General features: G+C 66.4%; 19 protein-coding genes. 12 read left to right on the top strand and 7 right to left on the bottom strand.

The annotated features are described in order from the left end of the window. The first annotated feature begins 368 nt into the window (after window positions 1-368). The 5 genes from AC3WJE_RS18860 to AC3WJE_RS18880 all read left to right on the top strand — a co-directional run bounded on the left by AC3WJE_RS18860 (window position 369) and on the right by AC3WJE_RS18880 (window position 5,517). Complete coding sequence (locus AC3WJE_RS18860) at window positions 369-701, top strand: YXWGXW repeat-containing protein (RefSeq protein WP_493732368.1); 333 nt, start codon at window positions 369-371, stop codon at window positions 699-701. A gap of 211 nt (window positions 702-912) precedes the next feature. Continuing rightward, entirely contained in the window at window positions 913-2,652 is a 1,740-nt protein-coding gene (gene acpA, locus AC3WJE_RS18865) for an acid phosphatase (RefSeq protein WP_493732369.1), read from the top strand. Between the two features lie 178 nt (window positions 2,653-2,830). Then, a complete protein-coding gene (locus AC3WJE_RS18870; RefSeq protein ID WP_493732370.1) occupies window positions 2,831-3,271 on the top strand; it encodes a hypothetical protein in 441 nt (146 codons plus the stop codon). A gap of 49 nt (window positions 3,272-3,320) precedes the next feature. Beyond that, complete coding sequence (locus AC3WJE_RS18875) at window positions 3,321-4,169, top strand: hypothetical protein (RefSeq protein ID WP_493732371.1); 849 nt, start codon at window positions 3,321-3,323, stop codon at window positions 4,167-4,169. 31 nt (window positions 4,170-4,200) lie between these two features. Further along, a complete protein-coding gene (locus AC3WJE_RS18880; protein WP_493732372.1) occupies window positions 4,201-5,517 on the top strand; it encodes an XVIPCD domain-containing protein in 1,317 nt (438 codons plus the stop codon). Window positions 5,518-5,573: 56 nt separating this feature from the next. Here the strand turns inward: AC3WJE_RS18880 and AC3WJE_RS18885 are convergent, their stop codons facing one another. Next, the gene (locus tag AC3WJE_RS18885; protein WP_493732373.1) at window positions 5,574-6,002 is read right to left on the bottom strand and encodes a hypothetical protein; all 429 of its coding nucleotides are present in this window, start codon (window positions 6,000-6,002) and stop codon (window positions 5,574-5,576) included. A 231-nt stretch (window positions 6,003-6,233) separates the two neighbouring features. Further along, on the bottom strand, window positions 6,234-6,446 hold the full coding sequence (locus AC3WJE_RS18890) for a hypothetical protein (protein WP_493732374.1): 213 nt from the start codon (window positions 6,444-6,446) through the stop codon (window positions 6,234-6,236). Window positions 6,447-6,555: 109 nt separating this feature from the next. Here AC3WJE_RS18890 and AC3WJE_RS18895 point away from each other — a divergent pair, with 109 nt between their 5' ends. Beyond that, on the top strand, window positions 6,556-6,732 hold the full coding sequence (locus tag AC3WJE_RS18895; protein ID WP_493732375.1) for a hypothetical protein: 177 nt from the start codon (window positions 6,556-6,558) through the stop codon (window positions 6,730-6,732). A gap of 67 nt (window positions 6,733-6,799) precedes the next feature. Here the strand turns inward: AC3WJE_RS18895 and AC3WJE_RS18900 are convergent, their stop codons facing one another. Then, entirely contained in the window at window positions 6,800-7,795 is a 996-nt protein-coding gene (locus tag AC3WJE_RS18900; protein WP_493732376.1) for a hypothetical protein, read from the bottom strand. 137 nt (window positions 7,796-7,932) lie between these two features. Here AC3WJE_RS18900 and AC3WJE_RS18905 point away from each other — a divergent pair, with 137 nt between their 5' ends. Continuing rightward, window positions 7,933-10,413 carry a DEAD/DEAH box helicase gene (locus AC3WJE_RS18905; RefSeq protein ID WP_493732377.1) on the top strand — a complete coding sequence of 827 codons (2,481 nt, stop codon included), beginning with the start codon at window positions 7,933-7,935 and terminating at the stop codon, window positions 10,411-10,413. Next, a complete protein-coding gene (locus AC3WJE_RS18910) occupies window positions 10,410-11,549 on the top strand; it encodes a ribonuclease H-like domain-containing protein (protein ID WP_493732378.1) in 1,140 nt (379 codons plus the stop codon). The genes AC3WJE_RS18905 and AC3WJE_RS18910 overlap by 4 nt, the downstream gene beginning before the upstream one ends. A gap of 347 nt (window positions 11,550-11,896) precedes the next feature. On the opposite strand, the gene AC3WJE_RS18915 is transcribed toward AC3WJE_RS18910, so the two are convergent. The 3 genes from AC3WJE_RS18915 to AC3WJE_RS18925 all read right to left on the bottom strand — a co-directional run bounded on the left by AC3WJE_RS18915 (window position 11,897) and on the right by AC3WJE_RS18925 (window position 15,067). Continuing rightward, the gene (locus tag AC3WJE_RS18915) at window positions 11,897-13,483 is read right to left on the bottom strand and encodes a M56 family metallopeptidase (RefSeq protein ID WP_493732379.1); all 1,587 of its coding nucleotides are present in this window, start codon (window positions 13,481-13,483) and stop codon (window positions 11,897-11,899) included. Between the two features lie 3 nt (window positions 13,484-13,486). Further along, window positions 13,487-13,873, bottom strand: coding sequence for a BlaI/MecI/CopY family transcriptional regulator (locus AC3WJE_RS18920; protein ID WP_493732380.1), 387 nt, complete (start codon window positions 13,871-13,873; stop codon window positions 13,487-13,489). A gap of 75 nt (window positions 13,874-13,948) precedes the next feature. After that, window positions 13,949-15,067 carry a saccharopine dehydrogenase family protein gene (locus tag AC3WJE_RS18925; protein WP_493732381.1) on the bottom strand — a complete coding sequence of 373 codons (1,119 nt, stop codon included), beginning with the start codon at window positions 15,065-15,067 and terminating at the stop codon, window positions 13,949-13,951. Between the two features lie 137 nt (window positions 15,068-15,204). Here AC3WJE_RS18925 and AC3WJE_RS18930 point away from each other — a divergent pair, with 137 nt between their 5' ends. The 4 genes from AC3WJE_RS18930 (at window position 15,205) to AC3WJE_RS18945 (ending at window position 22,367) form a co-directional block, all read left to right on the top strand. Beyond that, a complete protein-coding gene (locus AC3WJE_RS18930; protein ID WP_493732382.1) occupies window positions 15,205-15,549 on the top strand; it encodes a hypothetical protein in 345 nt (114 codons plus the stop codon). Between the two features lie 156 nt (window positions 15,550-15,705). After that, a complete protein-coding gene (locus tag AC3WJE_RS18935; protein ID WP_493732383.1) occupies window positions 15,706-16,092 on the top strand; it encodes an I78 family peptidase inhibitor in 387 nt (128 codons plus the stop codon). A gap of 204 nt (window positions 16,093-16,296) precedes the next feature. Next, complete coding sequence (gltB, locus tag AC3WJE_RS18940) at window positions 16,297-20,769, top strand: glutamate synthase large subunit (RefSeq protein ID WP_493732384.1); 4,473 nt, start codon at window positions 16,297-16,299, stop codon at window positions 20,767-20,769. Between the two features lie 128 nt (window positions 20,770-20,897). After that, window positions 20,898-22,367, top strand: coding sequence for an FAD-dependent oxidoreductase (locus tag AC3WJE_RS18945; protein ID WP_493732385.1), 1,470 nt, complete (start codon window positions 20,898-20,900; stop codon window positions 22,365-22,367). A 323-nt stretch (window positions 22,368-22,690) separates the two neighbouring features. Here AC3WJE_RS18945 and arsC read toward each other — a convergent pair whose 3' ends face one another. Then, window positions 22,691-23,092 carry an arsenate reductase (glutaredoxin) gene (gene arsC / locus AC3WJE_RS18950; RefSeq protein WP_493732386.1) on the bottom strand — a complete coding sequence of 134 codons (402 nt, stop codon included), beginning with the start codon at window positions 23,090-23,092 and terminating at the stop codon, window positions 22,691-22,693.

A 23,092-nucleotide genomic window follows, 5' to 3' on the forward strand; every position in this document is an offset into this window, starting at 1 on the left:
TGCTGTTGCTGTTGCCGTCACTGCAACTTCAAACCTAGAAGCAACGTCCATGGATCCCCGCGTTCGCGGGGATGACGGTAGATGGATTGCGGAGAACGAGAACGGTGCGGAAGTCACTGGGTCCCCGCCTGCGCGGGGACGACGGTAGATAGATTGCGTGGAAGACACCGGATCCCCCGCCTTGGATCCCCCGCTTTCACGAGGGCAGGCTCTACGCACGGACGACCGCAGACACATCCCATGAACGCAACGGAACAAACCCCACTCCACCAGCTGAATCCCACTCCCCAACCCCGTCAACACCCCCCAACCCCCTCACGTTTCCGTACTGCCCGCCATCACCAACGGCACAAACGGAGACACCCCCCATGAACAGCTTTTCCCGCTCCCTGACCCTGAGCACCAGCCTCGCCCTGGCCGCAGCCACAATCGCCGCCTTCGCCCCACAGGCACAAGCCCGCACCGTCGTCGAAGTCGGCATCGGCGTACCGCCACCCGCGCCGTACTACGTGCGCATCCCGCCACCGCGACCCGGTTACATCTGGGCGCCGGGCTACTGGAGCTGGGACGCCCCCATGCACCGTCACGTCTGGGTGGACGGCTACTGGGAGCCGGTCCGCGTGGGCTACTACTATCGCCCGGCATATTGGGTGCATCGCGGCCCCTACTGGCATTTCTTCCCCGGCCGCTGGACGCGTTGAGCCGCGCCGGATGATCGGAGCGCGGTAGTGAGACCGCTGTCGCCCAGCGGCCACATGACGGTGATAGATTCCGGCGACTTCCGCAGGATGCGGTTCCGTTCCACCGCACCCGGCGTCCCTGGTCGCCGGCGCACCGCTCCCGCCATCCCGCCATGACTCGTCGCCACCATGCCTGCCTCATCATCGCCACGGCTCCGCGCCGTGGTCGGGCATGGTCGTACCTGTCGTCGAGCGGCTCTCCCGCCTCGAACCGAGTCACCCGGTGAAGACACCCCCACGCCGTCCCAGCGACACGCCTGACAATCCGCAACGCCGCCGCCTGCTCGGCGGCATCGCCCTGGCCGGTGGCGCCCTCGCCGTCGGCGCGTCCACCGGCGAGGCCCCGGCCGCCGCCAGGCCGAAGGCCACGCGCCACGGCGACAACACCGCACTGGACCGCGCACTGCGCGAGCAGGTCCAGCGCATCGTGGTGATCTACTGCGAGAACCGCAGCTTCAACAATCTGTTCCCGGACTTCCCCGGCCTGCAACAACCGCTGTCGGCGCTGAAACCGGCCGATGCCCTGCAGCGCGACCGCGACGGCAACGTGCTCGACATCCTGCCGCCGATCTGGGGCGGGCTGGTCCCGGACGAACAGGTCGTCGATCACCGCCGCTTCAAGATCGGCGAGGACGCCTTCGGCCCGCTACCGAACGCGCCGTTCGCCCTGACCACGCCCGACGGCAAGCCGCTGCCGCACGGCGTGGTGACACGCGATCTGGTGCACCGCTTCTACGAAAACCAGATGCAGATCAACGGCGGCCGCAACGACGCCTTCGCTGCCTGGGGCGACAGCGGCGGCCTGGTGATGGGTAACTACGGCGATGCGCCCGCGACGCTGCGACTGTGGCAGCTGGCGCGCGAGTACACGCTCTGCGACAACTTCTTCATGGGCGCCTTCGGTGGCTCGTTCCTCAACCACCAGTACCTGATCACCGCGCAACCACCGTACTACCCGCACGCCGACCACAGTCCGGCGCGGCTGCAGACCGCGCTGCTCGACAGCGAGGATCCACACGGCACGCGCCTGCTGCTCGACGAAAGCAGCCCACCGAGCGCGCTCAACGGCCGCCCGAAATTCGTCCGCAATGGCGCATTGACTCCGGATTTCTGGGCGGTCAACACGATGCTGCCGCCGTTCCAGCCGTGCGGCATGAACAATCCGGCACGCCCCGACTACGCCCCGTCCGACAGCGCCAACGTGCTGCCGCCGCAGACCCATCACCACATCGGCGACGCGCTCGACGCGGCCGGCGTCGATTGGGCCTGGTACGCCGGCGGCTGGGCGCTGGCAGTGCAGGGCAACGGTGAGACCGGCGAGACCAGCGAGTTCCCCGGCAGCCCCAACTTCCAGTATCACCACCAGCCGTTCAACTACTTCGCCAACCTCGCCCCGGGCAGCAGCGCACGCCAGCACCACCTGCGTGACGGCGGCCTCGGCGACAGCGCGCCGGACAACCGCTTCATCGCCGACATCCGCGACGGCAAGCTGCCGCCGGTGACGTTCTACAAGCCGCAGGGCAACCTCAACATGCACGCCGGCTATTCCGACGTCGCCGCGGGTGATCGCCACATCGCCTGCGTGATCGAGGCACTGCGCAACGGCCCGCAGTGGCAGAACACCGTCGTGGTCATCACCTTCGACGAGAACGGCGGCTGGTGGGACCACGTCGCCCCGCCCAAGGCCGACCGCTGGGGCCCGGGCTCGCGCATCCCGGCGCTGGTGGTCTCGCCGCTGGCCAAGCGCGGCTTCGTCGACCACACCGTCTACGACACCGGCTCGATCCTGCGCCTGATCACCCGCCGCTTCGGCCTGGAACCGCTGCCGGGCCTGGTCGAACGCGAACGCGCCATGCTCGCGGCCAGCGGCGTGGCGCCGGGCGACCTGACCGATGCACTGGAGCTGGGTTGAACGGATTCAGCCTCAATCCGTGACGTACGTCGCATTTCATTCGCAAGCGGCGGTCATGCACGCGGAGCGCCTCGCGCAATGCATGAAGCCGCTTCAGCTTGCGAAATGCACGCCCCCACGTATCCGACTAAAGTAAGCCGGTTTTCGAATTACCCCATCCAATTCAAGGAGTGAACTGATGAAACCGCTCAACAAGGGATATGCACTGGCCGCGCTGGCCCTGGTCGCCGGCGCCGCATCGGCACAACAGCAGCAACCGGATTGGCGCCAGGCCGATCCGCGCGTCATCGAATACGCCACCGCGCTTTCCTTCGACCTGCAGTTGCAGAACCAGCAACGCTTCTGCGCCACCGATCCCCAGGCGCGCGCGACCTACGAAGCCGGCCTGCAGGCATTCCGCGCACGCAACCCGGATTTCATCGAAGTGCTGCGTACCCCGCCCACCAGCAAGGGTGCTGCCGAGGCCATCGCTTCGGTGCAGGACCTGATCAAGCGGATCGAACCGGCCGCGCTTGAAGGCATGCGCTCCACCGGCGTCACCCAGTACTGCCAGGCCACCGCCAAGGCGCTGCCTACGCTGTCCTGGGCCAGCATGAAGCAGCAAGCCGGCCTGAGGTGATCCGATCCGGATCGGGCAACCCGGCACGGCCTCGACGGATCGGCGACGCATGAGAAAGACGTTCTCGCTACTCGCCAGCGCCTGGCTGATCCTGGGCGCGGCCACACCCGGCTGCAGCCAGCCCGAACCCGTGGCCGACACCATGACCAACGAACAAGGTTGCGTGCGCAAGCGCCAGATGGGGCCACAGGACCCGAGCGCCACCCCACCGCCGTTGATGGAAGCCTGCCTGGGTCCCTACAAGCTGAAGATCCCGGCCAACTATTTCGACGACCAGATGGGGCCGTACTTCGACGGCAGCTTCAGCCTGAATCTCGAATACCCCGATCTGAATGCCTTCGCCCCCGGCGAACGCTCGAATCTGAAGCTGGATGTTTCCACACGCACGGTTGCGATCAGCTATCGCTATCTGGATCGCGTTGATCCTGACGAAAGAATGCGCGTGGAGTACATGCCCACGATTGGCGACCGTAGCGCTCCTGAAAACCGCTTGGACACGCGGATCCAGGGTGAGCCCTTCCATGGACTCACCCCTTATTACGTGGACCTGGAGCGCACAGCGGCCTACTACCAGGCCAAAGGTTCTTCTCTCCCAGACCTGTTCTGGCTGGACGAATGGTACGTAGACAGTGCCGACCACAGCAGTATCCGCACGGTCATCAAGTGCACCTCACGACAGGTGAAAGACAGCGGCGTGGAATACAGACAGGGCAAGATGGTACGCAGCAAGGAAACGTCCCTGCCAATGTGCAAGCACATGTTCGTTCTGCCGGGAACGAGGATCGCGGTCGACATCAATTACGTTCGCGCCGCACTTCCTGAGTGGAAGCGGATTCAGGCTCGCGCGATCGAAGCCTTGGAGCAATTTTCCGTCGGCAAGCCCGCGCTGAAGCATTGATCGAGACGAAAAACACCGCAAGGAGCAAACCATGGCAGGCTTGAACCAGCAGGATCTCGAAATCCTGCACCACTATGCCGGGCAGAAAAACCGCGAGCTCTACTGGAATTACCTCGCGCATAAAGATGGCAACGACGGATACGGCCTGCTGGCGCTTGGCGTGGTCAGGAATGACAACGCACCGGGTGCCACGGCCAATACGTTCGCGGACATGCAGGCACATCGTGATGGCGTTCGCCTGACCGAGCGGCAGTGGAATGCGTTCGGTGCTGAACTCATGCAGCGGGACTTCGCCATGCGCGAAGCGCATTTCAAGGACCATCGCCCGGATCTCGCACTGAACCTTCCGGTGAAAGATGTCCAGGACGTGCACGACCTCACCTTCAAAAGCCACCGGATCAACCCCGACGGCTGGACGCCTCGCCAACTGCTGGAAGCCGCCCGCCGCCACGGCGGCGAGCCGAAGGCCGAGCAGGTATGGTCGAACATGCTCAACAACGCCAGCCTGGGACTGGATCGCCTGGGCAACACCACGCTCGACATCCGCAAATACGACGACGAGAAGCTCAACGCCACCTCGTACCTCGGCAACATGGCCATCGCACGTGCCGCCGCAGGCAGCGAACGTCCCAATACCGATCCCGGCACCATCGGCAATCTCAACGCTTCCGCGAGCTACGACACACGCAGCCAGTCATGGTGGGAACAGAGCAGCGGCGGTGGATACCCCTCGATTCCGCGACAGATCAAGGATCCGGCCCGGATCGAGGAACTCAACGACACCCGCCAGCTCCGCCTGGAGCGTGAGTCGCTGCGCCACGGTTTCCATCCGCAGGATCCGTATCGCAACCAGCCGGTCATGAAGAGCCCGTTCCTGCTCTCGGAGAACGCACCGGACGCCACGCAACCGGCGCAAACGCTGGCCTCGGCGGCCACGCCGGACCAGCCCGGTCATCCACGTCACAACCTGCACCAGCAATGCAGTACCGGCGTGGAAGCACTCGACCGCCAACTCGGCCGACAACCTGACCAAAGCAGTGCCTGCATGAGTGCCAGCCTGACTCGCCTGGCGGCAGCCAACGGCTTCGACCGGGTGGACCACGTGCTGCTCAGCGTGCAGGGCGACCGTGTGAATGCCGGCCAGAACGTCTTCATCGTGCAGGGCGAACCGCGCGATCCCGCACATCGACGTGCGCACATGCCCACTGATGAAGCCGTATCCACCCCCATCGAGGCCTCATTCCGACAACTGGCCCAGGCCGACCAACAGCAGGCCAACGTCCAGGCGCGGCAGGCAAATCTGCAGCAGGAAGAGACCGTTCGACGCGCCGGCCCGGCGATGGGCTGACGCGCCATCCGGCAAAACCACGGCGAAGAAACCAGCACGGCGGCCTCACAGGCCGCTCAGTTGCCGCCTTCGTCGAGCACGCAGCTTCCGCCATCCGTGCCGCACATGGAGGCGGCGCGCTGCAACTGGGCTTCGGTCAACGGCGGCGGGCGCGCGATCGTGGACTGGATCTGGTCAGGCCCGCCGGTGAGGCGGTGTATTCCCTTCGCCGCCATCGCTACACCGTAGTACAGCCCCATCATCAGATAACCGCCGCCTTCGCTCACCTGCTTGACGCTCGGTGGCGGACGGTAGCCACGATCGAACCGGTTGGGCTCGACGGTAACCGGATTCTTGAAACGGTACAGATCGACCGGCGCCTCCTCGTCAGGCGCGATCGCGCGCACCTCGCCCAAGGTCGGCACGTTGTCGTTCGTCTGCGTAGCGGTTGGCGGCGCCGATTCGTCCACCTGAGCCTGCACATGCCCGACGGCCAGGATGAGCATGGCAACGCCGCCGATATGTTTCGCCATTCGCATCCAGAGCAATCCTTTCCTTGGGGGGCTCAAGGATAATCAGACCGGGTGTGTTTTCCTTCTCCTGAGGATTCCCGGGAACCGGAGCAGGCTCACTTGCATTGAGGGCCCCGCTACTTTGCTGTCTCACAGGCTGAGACGCCGCTGTGCTTCCATGGAGAGCGCTACGGCGGGGAAACCAGCATGGCGGCCTGTTCAATGTCAGTTGCTCGGCACGTCGCCCACCTGCTCGGCGATCGGACGTGCCAATTGCACCGGCGATAGCAGGGTCTTGCCGGGCTCCTCGATCATGACCTCATGCGCTGACTGTTCGAACCACACGAGATGCTTGGCCGGCGCCTGGACGTGCGCAATCCATTCGGCGGCGACCTCGGAAGAGACGTTGATGTCATGCCGCCCGAGGAACAGTATCACCGGACACGCGAGCTGTTGCCTGCCCAAACTTGTCTGACGTCATCGTCGCCGTACTCCGGCGACAGCGAGATACCGGCGGCCTCGGCCGCCCACCTTACGCAGCTCGGCAATGATCGCGGTCGCCTCGGCGCGGGAATTCGGCTTCGGCGCCGCCGGTGTCGCGGCGACAGCAGCGAAAGGAAGCGAGAGAACGAACAGGAAAAACGTGCGGATTACGAAGATTCGAATGCTGAAGAACCGGAACGGAAAGCTGGAATCGTCCCGGGCTTTGTTCAGCAGGTCATGACACAGCGCGTCGTTCGACTATGTCTCGGATGGAACGCATGTTGTGACCACCAGATCAGAACCGCCCATCACTTCCCGGATTTGAGAAAAAGCGTACCTGAGCCGAAGTCGATGACTGCGCCGTTGGCGCGCATGAAGTCGCACCCCAGATAGCCGTTTATCTGCTCATCGAGCGAAGCCGGGCGGGAGTCACCGTCGTAGGCATACAGGTCGTAGCTGCGCGCAACGGTAGGATTCAGGTGCTGGCCATCCAGTTCAAGCGTGAACTCGCTTGCCGTATCGCGTTCTTCGCCCGTCGTTCCAGTCGGGCCGCCGAAAGTATCCGCTACCGGCCCAAGCGCGATCCCGACTCTGCTCGCATATTGGTCATCCACAATAAGGCGGGATACCGTCGAGACGACGAACAAGCCGAGCTTTCCATTGACCTCGGGCTTTACGACATAGTGGCTCTTGCTCGCATCCCAGGTCATGGGATGGGCTACATATCCCTCTCGCTTCAATCGCGCGTGTTCGGCAGCCGTATCGGCATCCGATTGCGGAATCGCCAGACGGTCCAGTCGGTAATCGATCATGACCTTTGACTGCCTCAGCCACAGAAGCCCAGCCATTCCATCAACCGGTGGGTCTTGAGGAATTTCGAACACCTTGATCGGCATGTCCTGAGTAACCGACGAACCGATCTGGAAAGTTTTCGCGCTGGCTTTGGCGCTGCCAAGATTGCTTACTTTGCCTACCGCGGTAATGCCGTAGGTGCCTTGCTGCGCAAGGTCGGTGATCCCCGCATCACTCGCGTTCTTATGCGTCGTCATGGCATAGAAGTTCGTGTTCGCATGGATCATGAAAAGCAATGGCTTGCCATTCAACTTGATCTGCACGTAGGGACGTACCCCCGACGTTTCACGATAGACGACAGGCACATAATCCGTCTTCGCCTGCGCGCCAACTGCTGCCAGTGCAAGGCACGCTGCCGTAAGCCGCATCAATGTCTTTGATTTCATCGGTAAATCCTGTTCTTGCAGTGGCGACAGATGCTGAAGCGCCCGTTGGGGCGCGACAATCGACATGCGGTAGCGGGGCCAATTCAGCTTTCAGATCCGGGATCTGGCAGCCGTGTATTTTATCAGCCGCTGCGCATCCGGGAGTCTCACAGGTTGAGACTCCTCCGTGCTTTCATAACGCCCTTTGATCGACCAAGCGCACCATGGCCTTTCCCCTCGCTCCCCGCACCGAAGCCAGCGAACGGGCGCTGGCGACCACCGATGGCCGGCCTTCGCGCGATGGCGCGTTGCTGACGCAGCGGCTGGAACGCCGGTACCGTGACCGGATCACCGGCAGCTTCACGATGCCGGGGCGTGAGGGGCGCTACGCACCGATTCCGGACGATGTGCCGGCGGCGTTGAAGGCGGCACTGCGGGCGCGTGGGATCGAACAGCTGTATTCGCACCAGGCCGAGGCGTGGCATGCGACCCAGCGCGGCGAGCATGTCGCCATCGTTACGCCTACCGCGTCCGGCAAGTCGCTGTGCTACACGCTGCCGGTGGTGAGCGCGGCGATGCAGGGCAATGCCAAGGCGCTGTACCTGTTCCCGACCAAGGCGCTGGCGCAGGATCAGGTTGCCGAGCTGCTGGAACTCAACCGTGCCGGCGAGCTGGGGGTGAAAGCGTTCACCTTCGACGGCGACACGCCGGGCGATGCGCGGCAGGCGATCCGGCTGCATGGCGATATCGTGGTCAGCAATCCGGACATGCTGCATCAGGCGATCCTGCCGCATCACACCAAGTGGGCGCAGTTCTTCGAGAACCTGCGCTATGTGGTGATCGATGAGATCCACACCTATCGCGGCGTATTCGGCAGCCATGTCACCAACGTGCTGCGCCGGCTCAAGCGCATCTGCGCGTTCTACGGGGTGAATCCGCAATTCATCCTGTGCTCGGCGACGATCGGCAATCCGCATGCGCATGCCGAGGCGTTGATCGAGCAGCGCGTGCACGCAATCACCGAGTCAGGCGCGCCGACCGGCGACAAGCACGTGCTGCTGTGGAATCCGCCGGTGGTGAATCCGGATCTGGGCCTGCGCGCATCGGCGCGCTCGCAGAGCAACCGCATCGCGCGCATCGCGATCAAGTCCGGACTGAAGACGCTGGTATTTGCGCAGACGCGCTTGATGGTGGAGGTGCTGACCAAGTACCTGAAGGACATCTTCGACCACGATCCGCGCAAACCACCCCGCATCCGTGCCTATCGCGGCGGCTACCTGCCGACCGAGCGGCGCGAGGTGGAGCGGGCGATGCGCGCGGGCAACATCGACGGCATCGTCTCGACCTCGGCTCTGGAACTGGGCGTGGACATCGGCGCGCTCGACGTGGTGATCCTCAACGGCTATCCCGGCAGCGTCGCGGCGACCTGGCAGCGCTTCGGCCGCGCCGGGCGTCGCCAGCAGCCGGCGCTGGGCGTGCTGGTGGCCAGTTCGCAGCCACTGGACCAGTACGTGGTGCGGCATCCGGATTTCTTCGCCGATGCCTCGCCCGAGCATGCGCGCATCGCGCCGGATCAACCGCTGATCCTGTTCGATCACATCCGCTGCGCCGCCTTCGAACTGCCGTTCCTGGCCGGCGAGCCGTTCGGTCCGGTCGATCCGGTGGTATTCCTGGAAGCGCTGGCCGAGAGCGGCGTGGTGCACCAGGAGGGCGAGCGCTGGGAGTGGATCGCCGACAGCTATCCGGCCAACTCGGTGAGCCTGCGCTCGGTGGCCGAGGGCAATTTCGTGGTGGTGGATCGCAGCGACGGCAAGCAGCACATCATTGCCGAGGTCGATTATTCCGCCGCGGCGCTGACCTTGTACGAAGGCGCGATCCACATGGTGCAGTCCACGCCCTACCAGGTCGAAAAACTCGATTGGGACGGCCGCAAGGCCTACGTCACACGCACTCACGTGGACTACTACACCGACAGCATCGACTACACGAAATTGAAAGTGCTGGATCGTTTCGACGGCGGCGTAGCCGGGCGCGGCGACAGCCATCACGGCGAGGTGCATGTGGTGCGGCACGTGGCCGGCTACAAGAAGATCCGCTACTACACCCACGAGAACATCGGCTACGGCCAGGTCAATCTGCCCGACCAGGAGCTGCATACCACCGCAGTGTGGTGGCAGCTGCCGCAGGCGACGTTGTTGCGCGAGTTCTCCGATCGCCAGGATGCGCTGGATGGCTTCCTCGGTGCCGCGTATGCGTTGCATATCGTCGCCACCGTCGCGGTGATGGCCGATGCGCGCGATCTTCAGAAAGCGGTGGGCAACGGCGACGGCGCGTGGTTTGCGATCGCCGACGAAACCGGACGCGGCCAGCTGCGCGGCGCCGAGCATGAGGGCGGGGTGGAGCTGCAGCAGAGTTTCGTGCCGACGGTGTATCTGTACGACAACTTCCCCGGCGGCGTGGGTCTGAGCGAGCCGTTGTGGCTGCGTCAGGCCGAGCTGGTGCAGCGCGCGGGCGAGCTGGTGCAACGCTGCGACTGCAAGGCCGGCTGCCCGGCCTGCGTCGGCCCGGTGCTGGCGGCGCAGGAAGACGGGCAGGGTGAATCGCCGAAGACACTGGCGTTGAAGGTATTAGCGCTGCTGGGCGACGCGACGTCGCACGCTGCGCATCCGGATGCGCTTGATGTGGTGGTGGAAGCGCGGGCATGAGCATCAGCCTGGAAAAGCTGCGTGCGCTGCGAAAGCAGGCGGGCGGGGACTCGGATCCGGTTGGATCACCGCGCGGAGCGGCTCCGGCACGCACTGCGGGAACGCCGCCGAGTTTCTCTACTCGAAGTACCCCGCAGGAAAGCATTTCCGACGAAGGCCGTCCTGTGGGAGGGGCTTCAGCCCCGACGGAGCTTTCCCGGCAAGAGCCGTCGGGGCTGAAGCCCCTCCCACAAAAATCGCCTGCGGCTATCGGTTCCGTATTTGACTGGATCGAGCCGGCGCCCAGCGTTACGCCTTCCTCGCACCGCCCCACCCAGGACATCGCCTCACTGCGACGCCTGCTCGGTCTGCGCGAGCGTCAACCCGGCGCGAGTCCGCCGCCGCGCGTACACGCACAGGACCGCGAACTGCCGGGGCGCGAAATCGCGCCGGGGTTGCATCTGGTCGAGGCGTTCCTGCCGCAAGCGATACCGGATACGTCGTTGTCGCTGGCCTTCGCCAAGCGCGAGAACGAGGCGGTCGATCCGCACGACCTGCTGTTCTTCGACACCGAGACCACCGGCCTGGCCGGGGGCACCGGCACGCGCGCGTTCATGATCGGCGCGGCCGACTGGCGCGTGGACGCGGAAGGGCGCTCCGGCCTGCGTGTGCGCCAGCTGTTGATGGCGACGATGGCGGCGGAGCCGGCGATGCTGCGCGAGTTCGCCGGCTGGCTGACACCACGCACGGTGCTGTCCAGCTACAACGGCCGCTGTTACGACGCACCGCTGCTGAAGACGCGTTTCCGGCTGGCGCGCCAGCCCGAGCCGTTGGGCGGGCTGGACCATGTCGATCTGCTGTTTCCAACCCGTCGTCGCTACCGGGGCCATTGGGAAAACTGCCGGCTGGCGACGATCGAGCGGCAGCTGCTGCGCATCGTCCGCGAAGACGATCTGCCCGGCTCGGAAGCGCCGGCCGCGTGGCTGACCTGGCTACGCGGCGGCAGCGCGCGCAACCTGCGCCGCGTGGGCGAACACAATCATCAGGACGTGGTGACGCTGGCGCTGCTGTTCCAACGGTTGGTTGAGGCCGAGGCCGAGGAGCGTTCGGAACTGCGCTTGCAGTCGGCAGTCGCTGCAAAGTGCAATGACGGGTGAGAGAAGTACGCGGATGACGAGCGAAGATTCATCGAGAGACGCTCGCTCGACAACGATCCAATCTCCCTACCAGCACTCCCGCACCTGCGCGATGCATCTTTCCGCAGCGTTGCCTTGACCGGCTCGAAAGTCCCTGGATCCCCGCCTGCGCGGGGATGACGGGTGAAAGTTTTTCGCGACGAGTCATCTTTCGAGCGACGCCATCCCTCTACCGTCGCTCCCGCGCAGCGCCTGCCCCCGCGAACGCGGGGGCGGGAGCCCGGTGACGTTGCTGTGGTCGATCCGAGACCGACCGCTGGAGATCACGAGAACCATTTTCCCCGGCGCGCGGATGAGCTAACGCAACCTCAACGCGCACGCACCTCGGCCGCATCCGCCGCGCGTTCGGCCTGTGCGGCGGCCTGGTTGGCGCGTTCGGCCGCGTTGTCGGCTTTGGCTGCCGCATTGGCAGCGCGGACCTGGGCCTTGGCCTGGACCCTGGCCTGAACCAGCGCCTGCTTCTGCTCGCGCATCGCCACTACCTGGGCGCGGCTCGCCTCCAGGCCCGCACGGCGTGCATCCTCGCTGATCTGACGCAGTTGCGGGCCCAACAGCTCGATCTGCTTGCCCGCTTCCTGCAGCGCCAGTTGCGCGGCCTGCATGCCCAGTTCGCCGGCACTGTCGGCCAGCGCTGCGTGGTCCGGGCCGAATTCGGCGAGCATCGCGTCGCGGACTTCGCGGTGAGCATCGGCAATGGAACGGCTGATTTCACGACGGTCGTCTTCGCTCAGCCAGCTCGTTTCTTTTGATATCGCCGGTGCGGTGGCGGTGACACGCTCAAGTACCCCGGGCGCAGCGAGCTTCGCCGGTGGCGACAATGCAGCAGGCTCTGCCGGAAGCGCCGGCGCAGACGGCGGCAACGGCGCGGCAGGCGCGGCGATGCGGTCTGGCCCGGCGGGCTGGGTGATCGCGGGGACGTCGTCCGCCCACGCGGTGCCGGCCACCAGTCGCAGTGGTGTGATCGCCGCAATCGCGACCACTCCGAGCAACAGTCGCGTTCCCCAGCCCGGCGTACCGGGCGCGTGCTGCAGCAGGGTCAGGCGGCGCTTGAGGCTGAGAAAACTTGGCGAAGCACTGGCCAGACCAGCGCGCGGACGCGCTGCGACACCGAGCTGCACCAGCAGGCGGCCATAGTCGTGCGCGCAGCGGCGGTTGCCTGCGACCACGGCGGCGTCGCAGGCGGCCTCGCGGGCGATCGCATATTCGCGTGCCGCCAGATGCACCGCCGGATGAAAGAAGAACAGGTGCTGCGCCAGCGTCGGCACCAGTCCCAGCCACAGATCGCGACGGCACAGATGCACCAGTTCGTGGGTCAGCGCCATGTCGAGGTCGTCATCGTTCATCGCGGCCAGACGGCGTGCCGGCAACAGCAGCACCGGGCGCCACGGGCCGATCAGCTGCGGCGAGTCGATTGCATCACTGACGCGCAGGGCTGGCGCGCGACTCAATCCATGTGCCTCGGCGGCCAGGCGCAGTGCACGATCCAGGCGCGCGTCCGGGCAAGGACGTGTCTGCCGCAGCAGCAGCCGGCTGGCACGGAAGGCGAGCGCGGTGCGCAGCGTCAGCAGCAACACACCGGCCAGCCACAGCGCCGCCAGCGCATGGGTCCAGCTGAAACCGGTGCTGATTTCGACAGGCGCGATATCCGCGGCGACCAGCAGCGGCGTGGTCGTAGCCGCGATCTGCGCCGCCGGCAGCAGCGGCAGCTCGACCGCGCCCGGCGCGAACAGGCCGATCAGCCCCTGCAGCGCGACCAGCCACCACAGCCAGCACTGGCTGGCGGCCGGCAAGCGCTTGAAGCTGCGGCACACCACCCAGACCAGCGCGGCCAGCAGCAAAGTCTGCACGCTGGTCGCGGCCAGGCGCGCCAGCATCAACTCCATGACCGTATCCATCGCTCAGCCCTCCCGTCGCTGCGACTGCAGCTTGGCCACCAACGCTTCCAGTTCGGCCAGCTCGTTGTCGCTGACCTCGGCGCGCTCGGACATCCACGCCACGAACGGCGAGACCGAGCCCTGCAATGTCCTTTCGACGAAGTTCCCGATGGTGCTGCCGATCACCTCTTCCTGCTGCGCGGTGGCGGCGTAGCGGTACATGCCATCGACCTGGCGACGGCTCAGGTAAGCCTTGGCGCGCAGGCGCTCCATCATGGTCAGCACGGTCGAGCGGGCCAGCCCGCGGGCCTCGCCGAAACCGGCGGCAACCTCGCCGACGCTGGCTTCACCGTGTTCATCGATGTACTGCAGCAGGGCCAGTTCCTGGTCCCCGATCGTCTTGCGGCGCATGGCGGCGACTCCGTGACTACATTTGTCGCTAACGTACGTATGGCGACAGGTGTAGTCAATAGGTCTTTCGGCACCTCAGCCCATGACTGTCGTCACACTGTCGATCTGCCAGGCAGTGAATTCCTGCTCGAACTCGCCCAGCGACAGCAGGCCCACGCACGCCTGCGCGCCCACCGGCAGCGCCTCACCGCGCGCGAGCCGCCGTGCCAGCAGGATCGCGGCGAAGCAGGGAATTTCCGGCCCGTGCAGCATCGGCGCGGTGAGATCCCAGTGCACGCTGCGCGGACGGCCGCCGTGCAGGCCCTGCAATGTCACCCGCATGCCGCCGAGGTCGGTGCCGAAGCGGTCGAACCAGCGCCCGGCGCGCGCGAACACGCTCGCCAGCGCTGCCATCGGCAACGGCAGGCCGAGCCGGCGCAGCCCGGCGATCATGGCCAGGCAGCGTTGCAGGAACGGCAGCTCCAGCGCGGCGCGGAATCGCACCGTCTGCACGCCGGGATAGCGCTGCACCAGCAGGTCGTGATCGGGCACATCACAGGCTGCGGCCAGACGCGGGGCGATGCGGCCGAAGTGCACCGGCACCGGATCGGCCCAACCGACCACGCGCTGCCAGCGGCCATCCTGCCAACACTCAAACGCCCGGCCGCAATAGGACAGCACCGCGCGTACCGTCGCCATGCCCAACGGCGTGGCCTGGGCCGGTGCAATCACCAGATCGATGACATGCAATGCGTCGAATTGCCCACGCAGCGCATCCACCACCGCACTGGACAGCGCCGGCAAGGTACTGGCGCCACTGATCGCACAACGCTGCGCATGCTGTGCAGCGGCATCGACCGCCGCCGGAAAATCACGCACGAAATCACGTCCATCAGCCAGATCGATGTAATGCATGCCGGCCTGCAAACAGGCCAGTGCCACGGCGTAACCCTGGCCCTGGAACGGCCCGGCGGTATGGATCACCAGATCGGCGCGGGTGGCCGCCAGGCTTTCGGCGAAGTCGGGCGCCTCGCTATCCAGTCGATGCAGCCGGATGCGCGACAGATCGATGCCGGGCAGATTCGCCGCCGCGCTCTGCGGATTCCGCCCGGCCGCGATGACCTCGATCCCCGGTGTCCTGGCCAGTGCACGCACGATGCGCGCGCCGAAATGGCCGTAGCCACCGAGTACCACCACACGATATGGCTCCGCCACGGCTTGCTCCCTGATCTGTCGAGCGATTATCGGCCCGCATCGGCGCCGCGTGGAACCCGATCACCTCCACCGGTTTTCATGCACCGCACACGCGCACCGCGACACGCTACGGGCCCGTCTTTCGAGGAGTTCCCGCCATGATCCGTGCCTGCGTTCCGCTTGTCGCCGCCGTCGCGCTCGCTGCCTGCAGCACCGCACAGGTCGCACAGGTAAAACCCATCGACGGCACCATCACCGGGCAATGCCATAGCGACAGGGTGCGCGGCGCCGTCGGCCTGGCCGCCACCCCGCAGACCGTGGAGCGCGCCCGCGTGGACAGCGACAGCAACGCGGTCGGCGTGGTGCGTGGAACACTCACCCGCAGCGGCGCCACCGCCAGCGGCATTGCCGATCCGGCGCAAGGCCGCAGCGACACCGGCGGCGATCGCCTGACCATCGAGCAGGGCCCGACCAACAACATCACCGCGATCTATTGCGGCTGAATACCCACCGCCCATATCCCTCGCAGTGGTACCGCAGCGAAGCCAGGCCCGCGCCGGCCTGGCCGCACGCACACTTAACGCCACCGACGATGCCTGCCATCGCCGAGAGCTTGTGCTTATGCTGGCGTCTCCCAAGCCCCCCCGGAGACCTGCCCGATGTGGAATGAGCCGACCGCCCCGCGTCCACGCACCATCGCCCTGTTGCTGGCGTCGACGCTGATCCTGTCGCTGGCCGCCTGCAAGCCACCGGCACCGGACGAACAGGAAGCCGTCGGTGCACAGGCCCAGCAAGCCGCCGATGCCGCCGCCTTCCCCGCCACCCCCGAGGCACCGCCGGTCGGCAGCTGCGATGCGACCCTGGCGCAGCCGCTGGTCGGCCAGACGCTCACCGACGAGGCGACCCGGCAGGCCCAGCAGGACACCCACGCCAGCCGCGTGCGCGTGCTGAAACCCGGCCAGGCGGTGACGATGGAGTTCGACGGCGAGCGGCTCAACATCGACGTCGATGCCAACAACGTCGTCAGCGGCGTGCGCTGCGGCTGAACCGGGGTTTCCGGCAGGGTTCCGGCGAGCCCCGCGAAAGCCAGACGCGGCAATGCTTTCGCCGCGTTCTCGTTGCACTTGCAACGGTGAGTTGCGGCACCGCATCAACTGTGATTTAGTCGATCATCCGGTGACCCCACGAATGCGCTCCAAGATCGAGCGGGGACGTCAGTCGCCGCTTCTCCGGATCGCAACGAGGCACACATGGCCCCCCGCACTCGCCAAGGGCTCCAAGACCCAGGTCTTTACGACGCACGCGACGAACGCGATGCGTGTGGTTTCGGCATGGTCGTCCAACTGGATGACCAGCCTTCCCGATCGCTGGTGGACACCGCGATCGCCGCGCTTTCGCGCATGACCCACCGCGGCGGCGTCGCCGCCGACGGCCTCACCGGCGATGGCTGCGGCCTGCTGATCCGCAAACCCGATCCGTTCCTGCGCGCATTGGCGCGCGAGGCCGGCATCGCGATCGGCGCGCGCTACGCCGCCGGCGTGGTGTTCCTGCCGCATGCCGACGACGACGCCGCGCGATGTCGCGAGGAACTGGACACGCAGCTGCGCCGTGCCGGCGCCGAACCGCGCGGCTGGCGCGTGGTGCCGACCGACGACCGCGTCTGCGGTCAACTGGCCAAGGACACGCTGCCGCGCATCGAGCAGGTGTTCGTCGACGCCGGTGCCGGTCAGAACGATGAAGGCTTCGCGCTGTCGCTGTTCCTGGCCCGTCGCCGTGCCGAGCAGGGCCTGCGCGAGCACGCCGATTTCTACGTCACCACGCTTTCGCCGAACGCGATCAGCTACAAGGGCATGGTGCTGCCGGACAAGCTGAGCACGTTCTACCCGGACCTGCAGCGCAGCGAACTGGCCTCCAGCGCGGTGGTGTTCCACCAGCGCTTCTCGACCAACACGCTGCCGCGCTGGCCGCTGGCACATCCGTTCCGCCTGCTCGCGCACAACGGCGAGATCAACACCATCGAGGGCAACCGTCGCTGGGCGCAGGCGCGCAGCAAGGTGTGGAAGACCCCGAAGTTCGACATCGCCGAACTCGATCCGGTGATCTCGATGCACGGCTCGGATTCGCAGAGCCTGGACAACATGCTGGAACTGCTGGTTTCCGGTGGCATGGACCTGCTGCAGGCGCTGCGCATCCTGGTGCCGCCGGCCACCCAGTCGCTGGAATTCAAGGACGCTGATCTGGCCGCGTTCTACGAGTTCCACGGCCTCAACACCGAGCCGTGGGACGGCCCGGCCGGCATCGTCGCCTGCGACGCGCGCTATGCGGCCTGCACGCTCGACCGCAACGGCCTGCGCCCGGCGCGCTGGATGCTGACCTCCGACCGCCACTTCCTGGTCGCTTCCGAAGCGGGCGTGTGGGAACTGCCGGCCGAGCGCATCACCCGCAAGGGCAAGCTCGGCCCGGGCGAGATGATGGCGATCGACCTCAAGCGGGGCGATCTGCTCGACAGCGACGGCATCGACCGCATCAACCGTGCCCGCGCGCCGTACAAGCAATGGCTGCAGCAGGGCGTGACCTACCTGCAGACCGAGTTGATCGACCCGTCGCTGGCCGAAGAGCCGTTCGACGAGAAGACCCTGAGCAGCTATCACAAGCTGTTCCAGCTCAGCACCGAGGAAGTGGAGCAGATCCTGCGTCCGCTCGCCGAGACCGAGCAGGAAGCCACCGGCTCGATGGGCGATGACACCCCGATGGCGGTGCTGAGCCAGTACACCCGGCCGCTGTACGACTACTTCCGCCAGGCGTTCGCGCAGGTCACCAACCCGCCGATCGATCCGCTGCGCGAGAACTGCGTGATGTCGCTGACCACCCAGCTCGGCCAGGAGACCAACGTCTTCCACGCCGGCCCGGAGACGGTCAACCACGTCATCCTGAACTCGCCGGTGCTGAGCCAGCGCAAGCTGCGCCAGCTGCTGAAGATGGAGCAGTACGTCAACCGCAATCGCCTGATCGACCTGTCCTACAGCGTCGAGGAAGGCCTGAAGGCCGGCATCGAGCGGATCTGCCAGGAGACCGAACAGGCCGCGCGCGATGGCGTGGTGATGCTGCTGCTGTCGGACCGCTATCCGGTCGCGGACCGGCCGATGGTGCATGCGCTGCTCGCCACCGGTGCGGTGCACCACCACCTGTCGGCCAAGGGCCTGCGCTGCGACGTCAATCTGATCATCGAGACCGGCACCGCGCGCGATCCGCACCACATGGCCTGCCTGCTCGGCTTCGGTGCCACCGCGGTGTATCCGTACCTGGCCTACCAGACCCTGTTCGACCTCAACCGCCGCGGCATCCTCAAACTCAAGCGCGGCAGCGGCGAGCCGATGCAGATCGGCCCGAGCTACCGCAAGGGCATCATCAAGGGGCTGAGCAAGATCATCTCCAAGATGGGCATCGCCACCATCGCCAGCTATCGCGGCGCGCAGCTGTTCGAGATCGTCGGGCTGGATGCCGACGTGGTCGAGCTGTGCTTCCCGGAAACGCCTTCGCGCGTCGGCGGCGTCACCCTGAGCCGGCTCGACACCGAGGCACGCGAGCTGACCGTGCGTGCCTGGAACGATCTGGCCAAGCCGGAAGTGGGCGGGCTGCTCAAGTACGTGCACGGCGGCGAGTACCACATGTACAACCCGGACGTGGTGCTGACCCTGCAGCGCGCGACCCGCACCGGTACCGCCAGCGACTGGCAGCGCTACATGGACGCGGTGCATGCGCGTCCGCCGTCGGCGCTGCGCGATCTGCTGCAGCTGAAGAAGGCCGAGGCACCGACGCCGCTGGATGACGTCGCGCCGGCCGAAGACGTGCTGCGCCGCTTCGATACCGCCGCGATCTCGCTCGGCGCGCTGTCGCCGGAAGCGCATGAGGCACTCGCCATCGCGATGAACCGCCTGGGCGGACGCTCCAACTCGGGCGAGGGCGGCGAAGATCCGGTCCGCTACGGCACCGAGAAGCGCTCCAAGATCAAGCAGGTCGCCTCCGGCCGCTTCGGCGTCACGCCGGAATATCTGGTCAACGCCGAGGTGCTGCAGATCAAGGTCGCGCAGGGCGCCAAGCCCGGCGAGGGCGGCCAGCTGCCCGGCCACAAGGTCAACGAGCTGATCGCGCGGCTGCGTTACGCCAAGCCGGGCATCGGCCTGATCTCGCCGCCGCCGCACCACGACATCTACTCCATCGAGGATCTGGCGCAGCTGATCTATGACCTCAAGCAGGTCAATCCGAGCGCGCTGGTGTCGGTGAAGCTGGTCTCGCATGCCGGCGTCGGCACGATTGCCGCCGGCGTGGTCAAGGCCGGCGCGGATCTGATCACGGTGTCCGGCCACGACGGTGGCACCGGCGCCTCGCCGATCAGCTCGATCCGCTACGCGGGCGTGCCGTGGGAGCTGGGCGTGGCCGAATCGCACCAGGCGCTGGTCGCCAACGACCTGCGCAACCGCACCATCCTGCAGACCGACGGCGGCCTGAAGACCGGCCTGGACGTGGTCAAGGCGGCACTGCTGGGCGCGGACAGCTTCGGCTTCGGCACCGCGCCGATGATCGTGCTGGGCTGCAAATACCTGCGCATCTGCCACCTCAACAACTGCGCCACCGGCGTGGCCACCCAGGACGAGCGCCTGCGCGAGGGCTACTTCACCGGCCTGCCCGAGCGCGTGGAGAACTTCTTCCGGCTGCTCGCCGAGGAAGTGCGCGGCTGGCTGTCCTACCTGGGCGCCAGGTCGCTGGACGAGATCGTCGGCCGCACCGACCTGCTTGAGCAGTTGCAGGTGTCGCCGCGCGAAGGGGTCAGCGTCGACCTGTCGCGGCTGCTCAAGAACGCGAACTACGACGCCCCGCATTGCGCCGCACAGCGCCTGTACGAGTCGCCGGACAGCCTGGCCACGCAGATGGACGGCCTGCTCGCCGATGCGATCGCCAACAAGTCCGGTGGCGACCATCGCTTCCTGATCCACAACACCGACCGTTCGATCGGCACGCGCCTGTCCGGCGCGATCGCGCGCGTGCACGGCAACCACGGCATGAACGAAGCGCCGATCACACTGCGCTTCCGTGGCACCGCCGGGCAGAGCTTCGGCGCGTTCAACGCCGGTGGCCTGCACATGGAGATCGAGGGCGAAGCCAACGATTACGTCGGCAAGGGCATGGCCGGCGGCCGGCTGGTGGTGCGTCCGCCCCGCGGCGCGCGCTTCGAGGCCCGCAACACCGCGATCATCGGCAACACCTGCCTGTACGGCGCCACCGGCGGCGAGCTGTATGCCGCGGGCCGCGCCGGCGAGCGCTTCGGCGTGCGCAACTCCGGCGCGCTGGCGGTGATCGAGGGCGCCGGCGACCACTGCTGCGAGTACATGACCGACGGCATCGTGCTGGTGCTGGGCCGGGTCGGGCTGAACTTCGGCGCCGGCTTCACTGGCGGCATGGCCTACGTGCTGGACGTCGAGCGTGATTTCGTGGATCGCTACAACCACGAGCTGATCGACATCCACCGCATCTCGGCCGAGGGCTTCGAGAGCCATCGCCAGCACCTGCACACGCTGATCAGCCGCCACCGCGAACTGACCGGCAGCATCTGGGCGCAGCAGATCCTCGACGAGTTCCGCGACTACGTCGGCAAGTTCTGGCTGGTCAAACCGAAGGCGGCCAGTATCGAGTCGTTGACTGAGTCGTTGAGGCGAGCCGCTTAGGCGGCACACCTCAACGACGGGATTGGGGATTCGGGATTCGGGATTGGGAAAAGCAATCCCCACATCGGATCCGACTCCAGTCCCCTGCTTTTACGAATCCCCAATCCCGAATTTCGAATCCCCGCCTTATGAGCCGCAAGCAAGTCTTCCAATTCCTAGACCTCCCGCGCCAGATGCCGCAGCGCATCCCGGTGGAGCTGCGTACGTCCGGTGACTGGGGCGAGCTGTACGGCAAATTCGGCAAGGAGGAGGCGCAGTACCAGGCCGGTCGGTGCCTGGATTGCGGCAATCCCTATTGCAGCTGGAAATGCCCGGTCCACAACGCGATCCCGCAGTGGCTGCAACTGGTGCAGGAAAACCGCATCGAGGAAGCCGCGGCGCTGTGCCATTCGACCAACCCGCTGCCGGAAGTGTGCGGCCGGGTGTGTCCGCAGGATCGTCTGTGCGAGGGCAGCTGCACGCTGGAAGAATTCGGCGCGGTCACCATCGGTGCGGTCGAGAAGTACATCGTCGATGCGGCGCTGGCCAATGGCTGGCGCCCGGACCTGAGCATGGTCACCTCGACCGGCAAGCGCGTGGCGGTGGTCGGTGCCGGCCCGGCCGGCCTGTCCTGTGCTGACCGGCTGGCACGTGCCGGTATCCAGGCGGTGGTGTTCGATCGCTACGAGCAGATCGGCGGCCTGCTGCAGTTCGGCATCCCCAGCTTCAAGCTCGACAAGAGCGTGATCGCCAAGCGCCGCGAGGTGCTGGAAGGCATGGGCGTGCAGTTCCGCCTCGGCGTGGAGATCGGCAAGGACATCACCGCCGAACAGCTGCTGGGCGATTTCGACGCGGTATTTCTCGGCACCGGCGCCTATCGCTACACCGATGGCGGCCTGCCCGGGCAGGACCTGAAGAACGTGCTGCCGGCGCTGCCGTTCCTGGTGCAGAACAGCCGCATCGTCTCCGGCAACGATCCGTGGGGCCGGCCGATCGCCGGCTGGGAAGACACCGTCGCGCTGCCGGACCTGACCGGCAAGCGCGTGGTCGTGCTCGGCGGCGGCGACACCGGCATGGACTGCGTGCGCAGCGCGATCCGCCTGGGCGCGGCCAAGGTCACCTGCGCCTATCGCCGCGACGAGGCCAGCATGCCCGGCAGTGCGCGCGAGGTGGCCAATGCTCGCGAGGAGGGCGTGCGCTTCCTGTTCAACCGCCAGCCGCTGTCGATCGAGGCCGGGGCCGACGACGAAGCGATCGGCGTGACCGTGGTCGAGACCAGGCTCGGCGAGCCGGACGCGCAGGGCCGCCGCAATGCCGAGCCGATCGAAGGCAGCGAATCGCTGCTGGAAGCGGACGTGGTGATCATCGCCTTCGGCTTCTCGCCGACGCTGCCGGAATGGCTGGCGGCGCAGGGCGTGCAGGGCGCACAGAACGGCCGCATCGCGGTCGGCGGCAGCAAGCTGCCGTACCAGACCGCCAACCCGAAGCTGTTCGCCGGCGGCGACTGCGTGCGCGGTGCCGACCTGGTGGTCACCGCCGTGGCCGAAGGCCGCGACGCGGCCGGCAGCATCGCGCAGTGGCTGGGCGTGGCGGTGGCTGATCAGGCTGTGGCGGCCTGATCGGCGGGTTTTGCGTTCTGTGAAAAACGACGTCCATGGATTCCCGCTTTCGCGGGAATCCATGGACGTTGCCGTTGCACTTGCTGGCTACAGATGTTTCAGCCGTCGCAACCCTTCTACCGTCGTCCCCGCGCAGGCGGGGACCCAGCGACTTGAAGCGCATCGCGCGAAAAGCAAAGGCACTGGATCCCCGCCTGCGCGGGGACGACAGCTGAAAGATGGCGAGAAGGAAAGCTTCCGACAGGAGCGGCCAGCACTCGCCCACCATCAGCTCCCGGGCAAACCCAGCAGAGCCTCGAAGAGGGAAGGCGAGCAAAAACCCGTCACTTCCCCCCAACCACCTCACCATCTTCCTTGGTGAACGGCGTCGCCAACGGCGGCAGGATCTGCAGCACCACCTCAGACGGCCGGCACAAGCGCACGCCCAGCCCGGTTTCGACGAACGGCCGGTTGATCAGAATCGGATCGGCCAGCATCGCGTCGAGCAAGGCCTCGTCATCCAGCGACAGATCATCCAGGCCGCGCTCGCGATACGCAGCTTCCTTGGCCCGGATCGCCTCGCGCACGCTCAGCCCGGACGCTGCGATCAACGCCTTCAGCCGCGCGCGATCCGGCGGTTGCTTCAGGTACTCGATCACCTCCGGCTCGATGCCGACGTGCCGCAGCAGCGCCAGCACGTTGCGCGAAGTGCCGCAGCGCGGGTTGTGCCAGATCGTCGCGTGCAT

The sequence above is a fragment of the Pseudomonas sp. GW821-FHT07E12 genome (assembly GCF_058986605.1).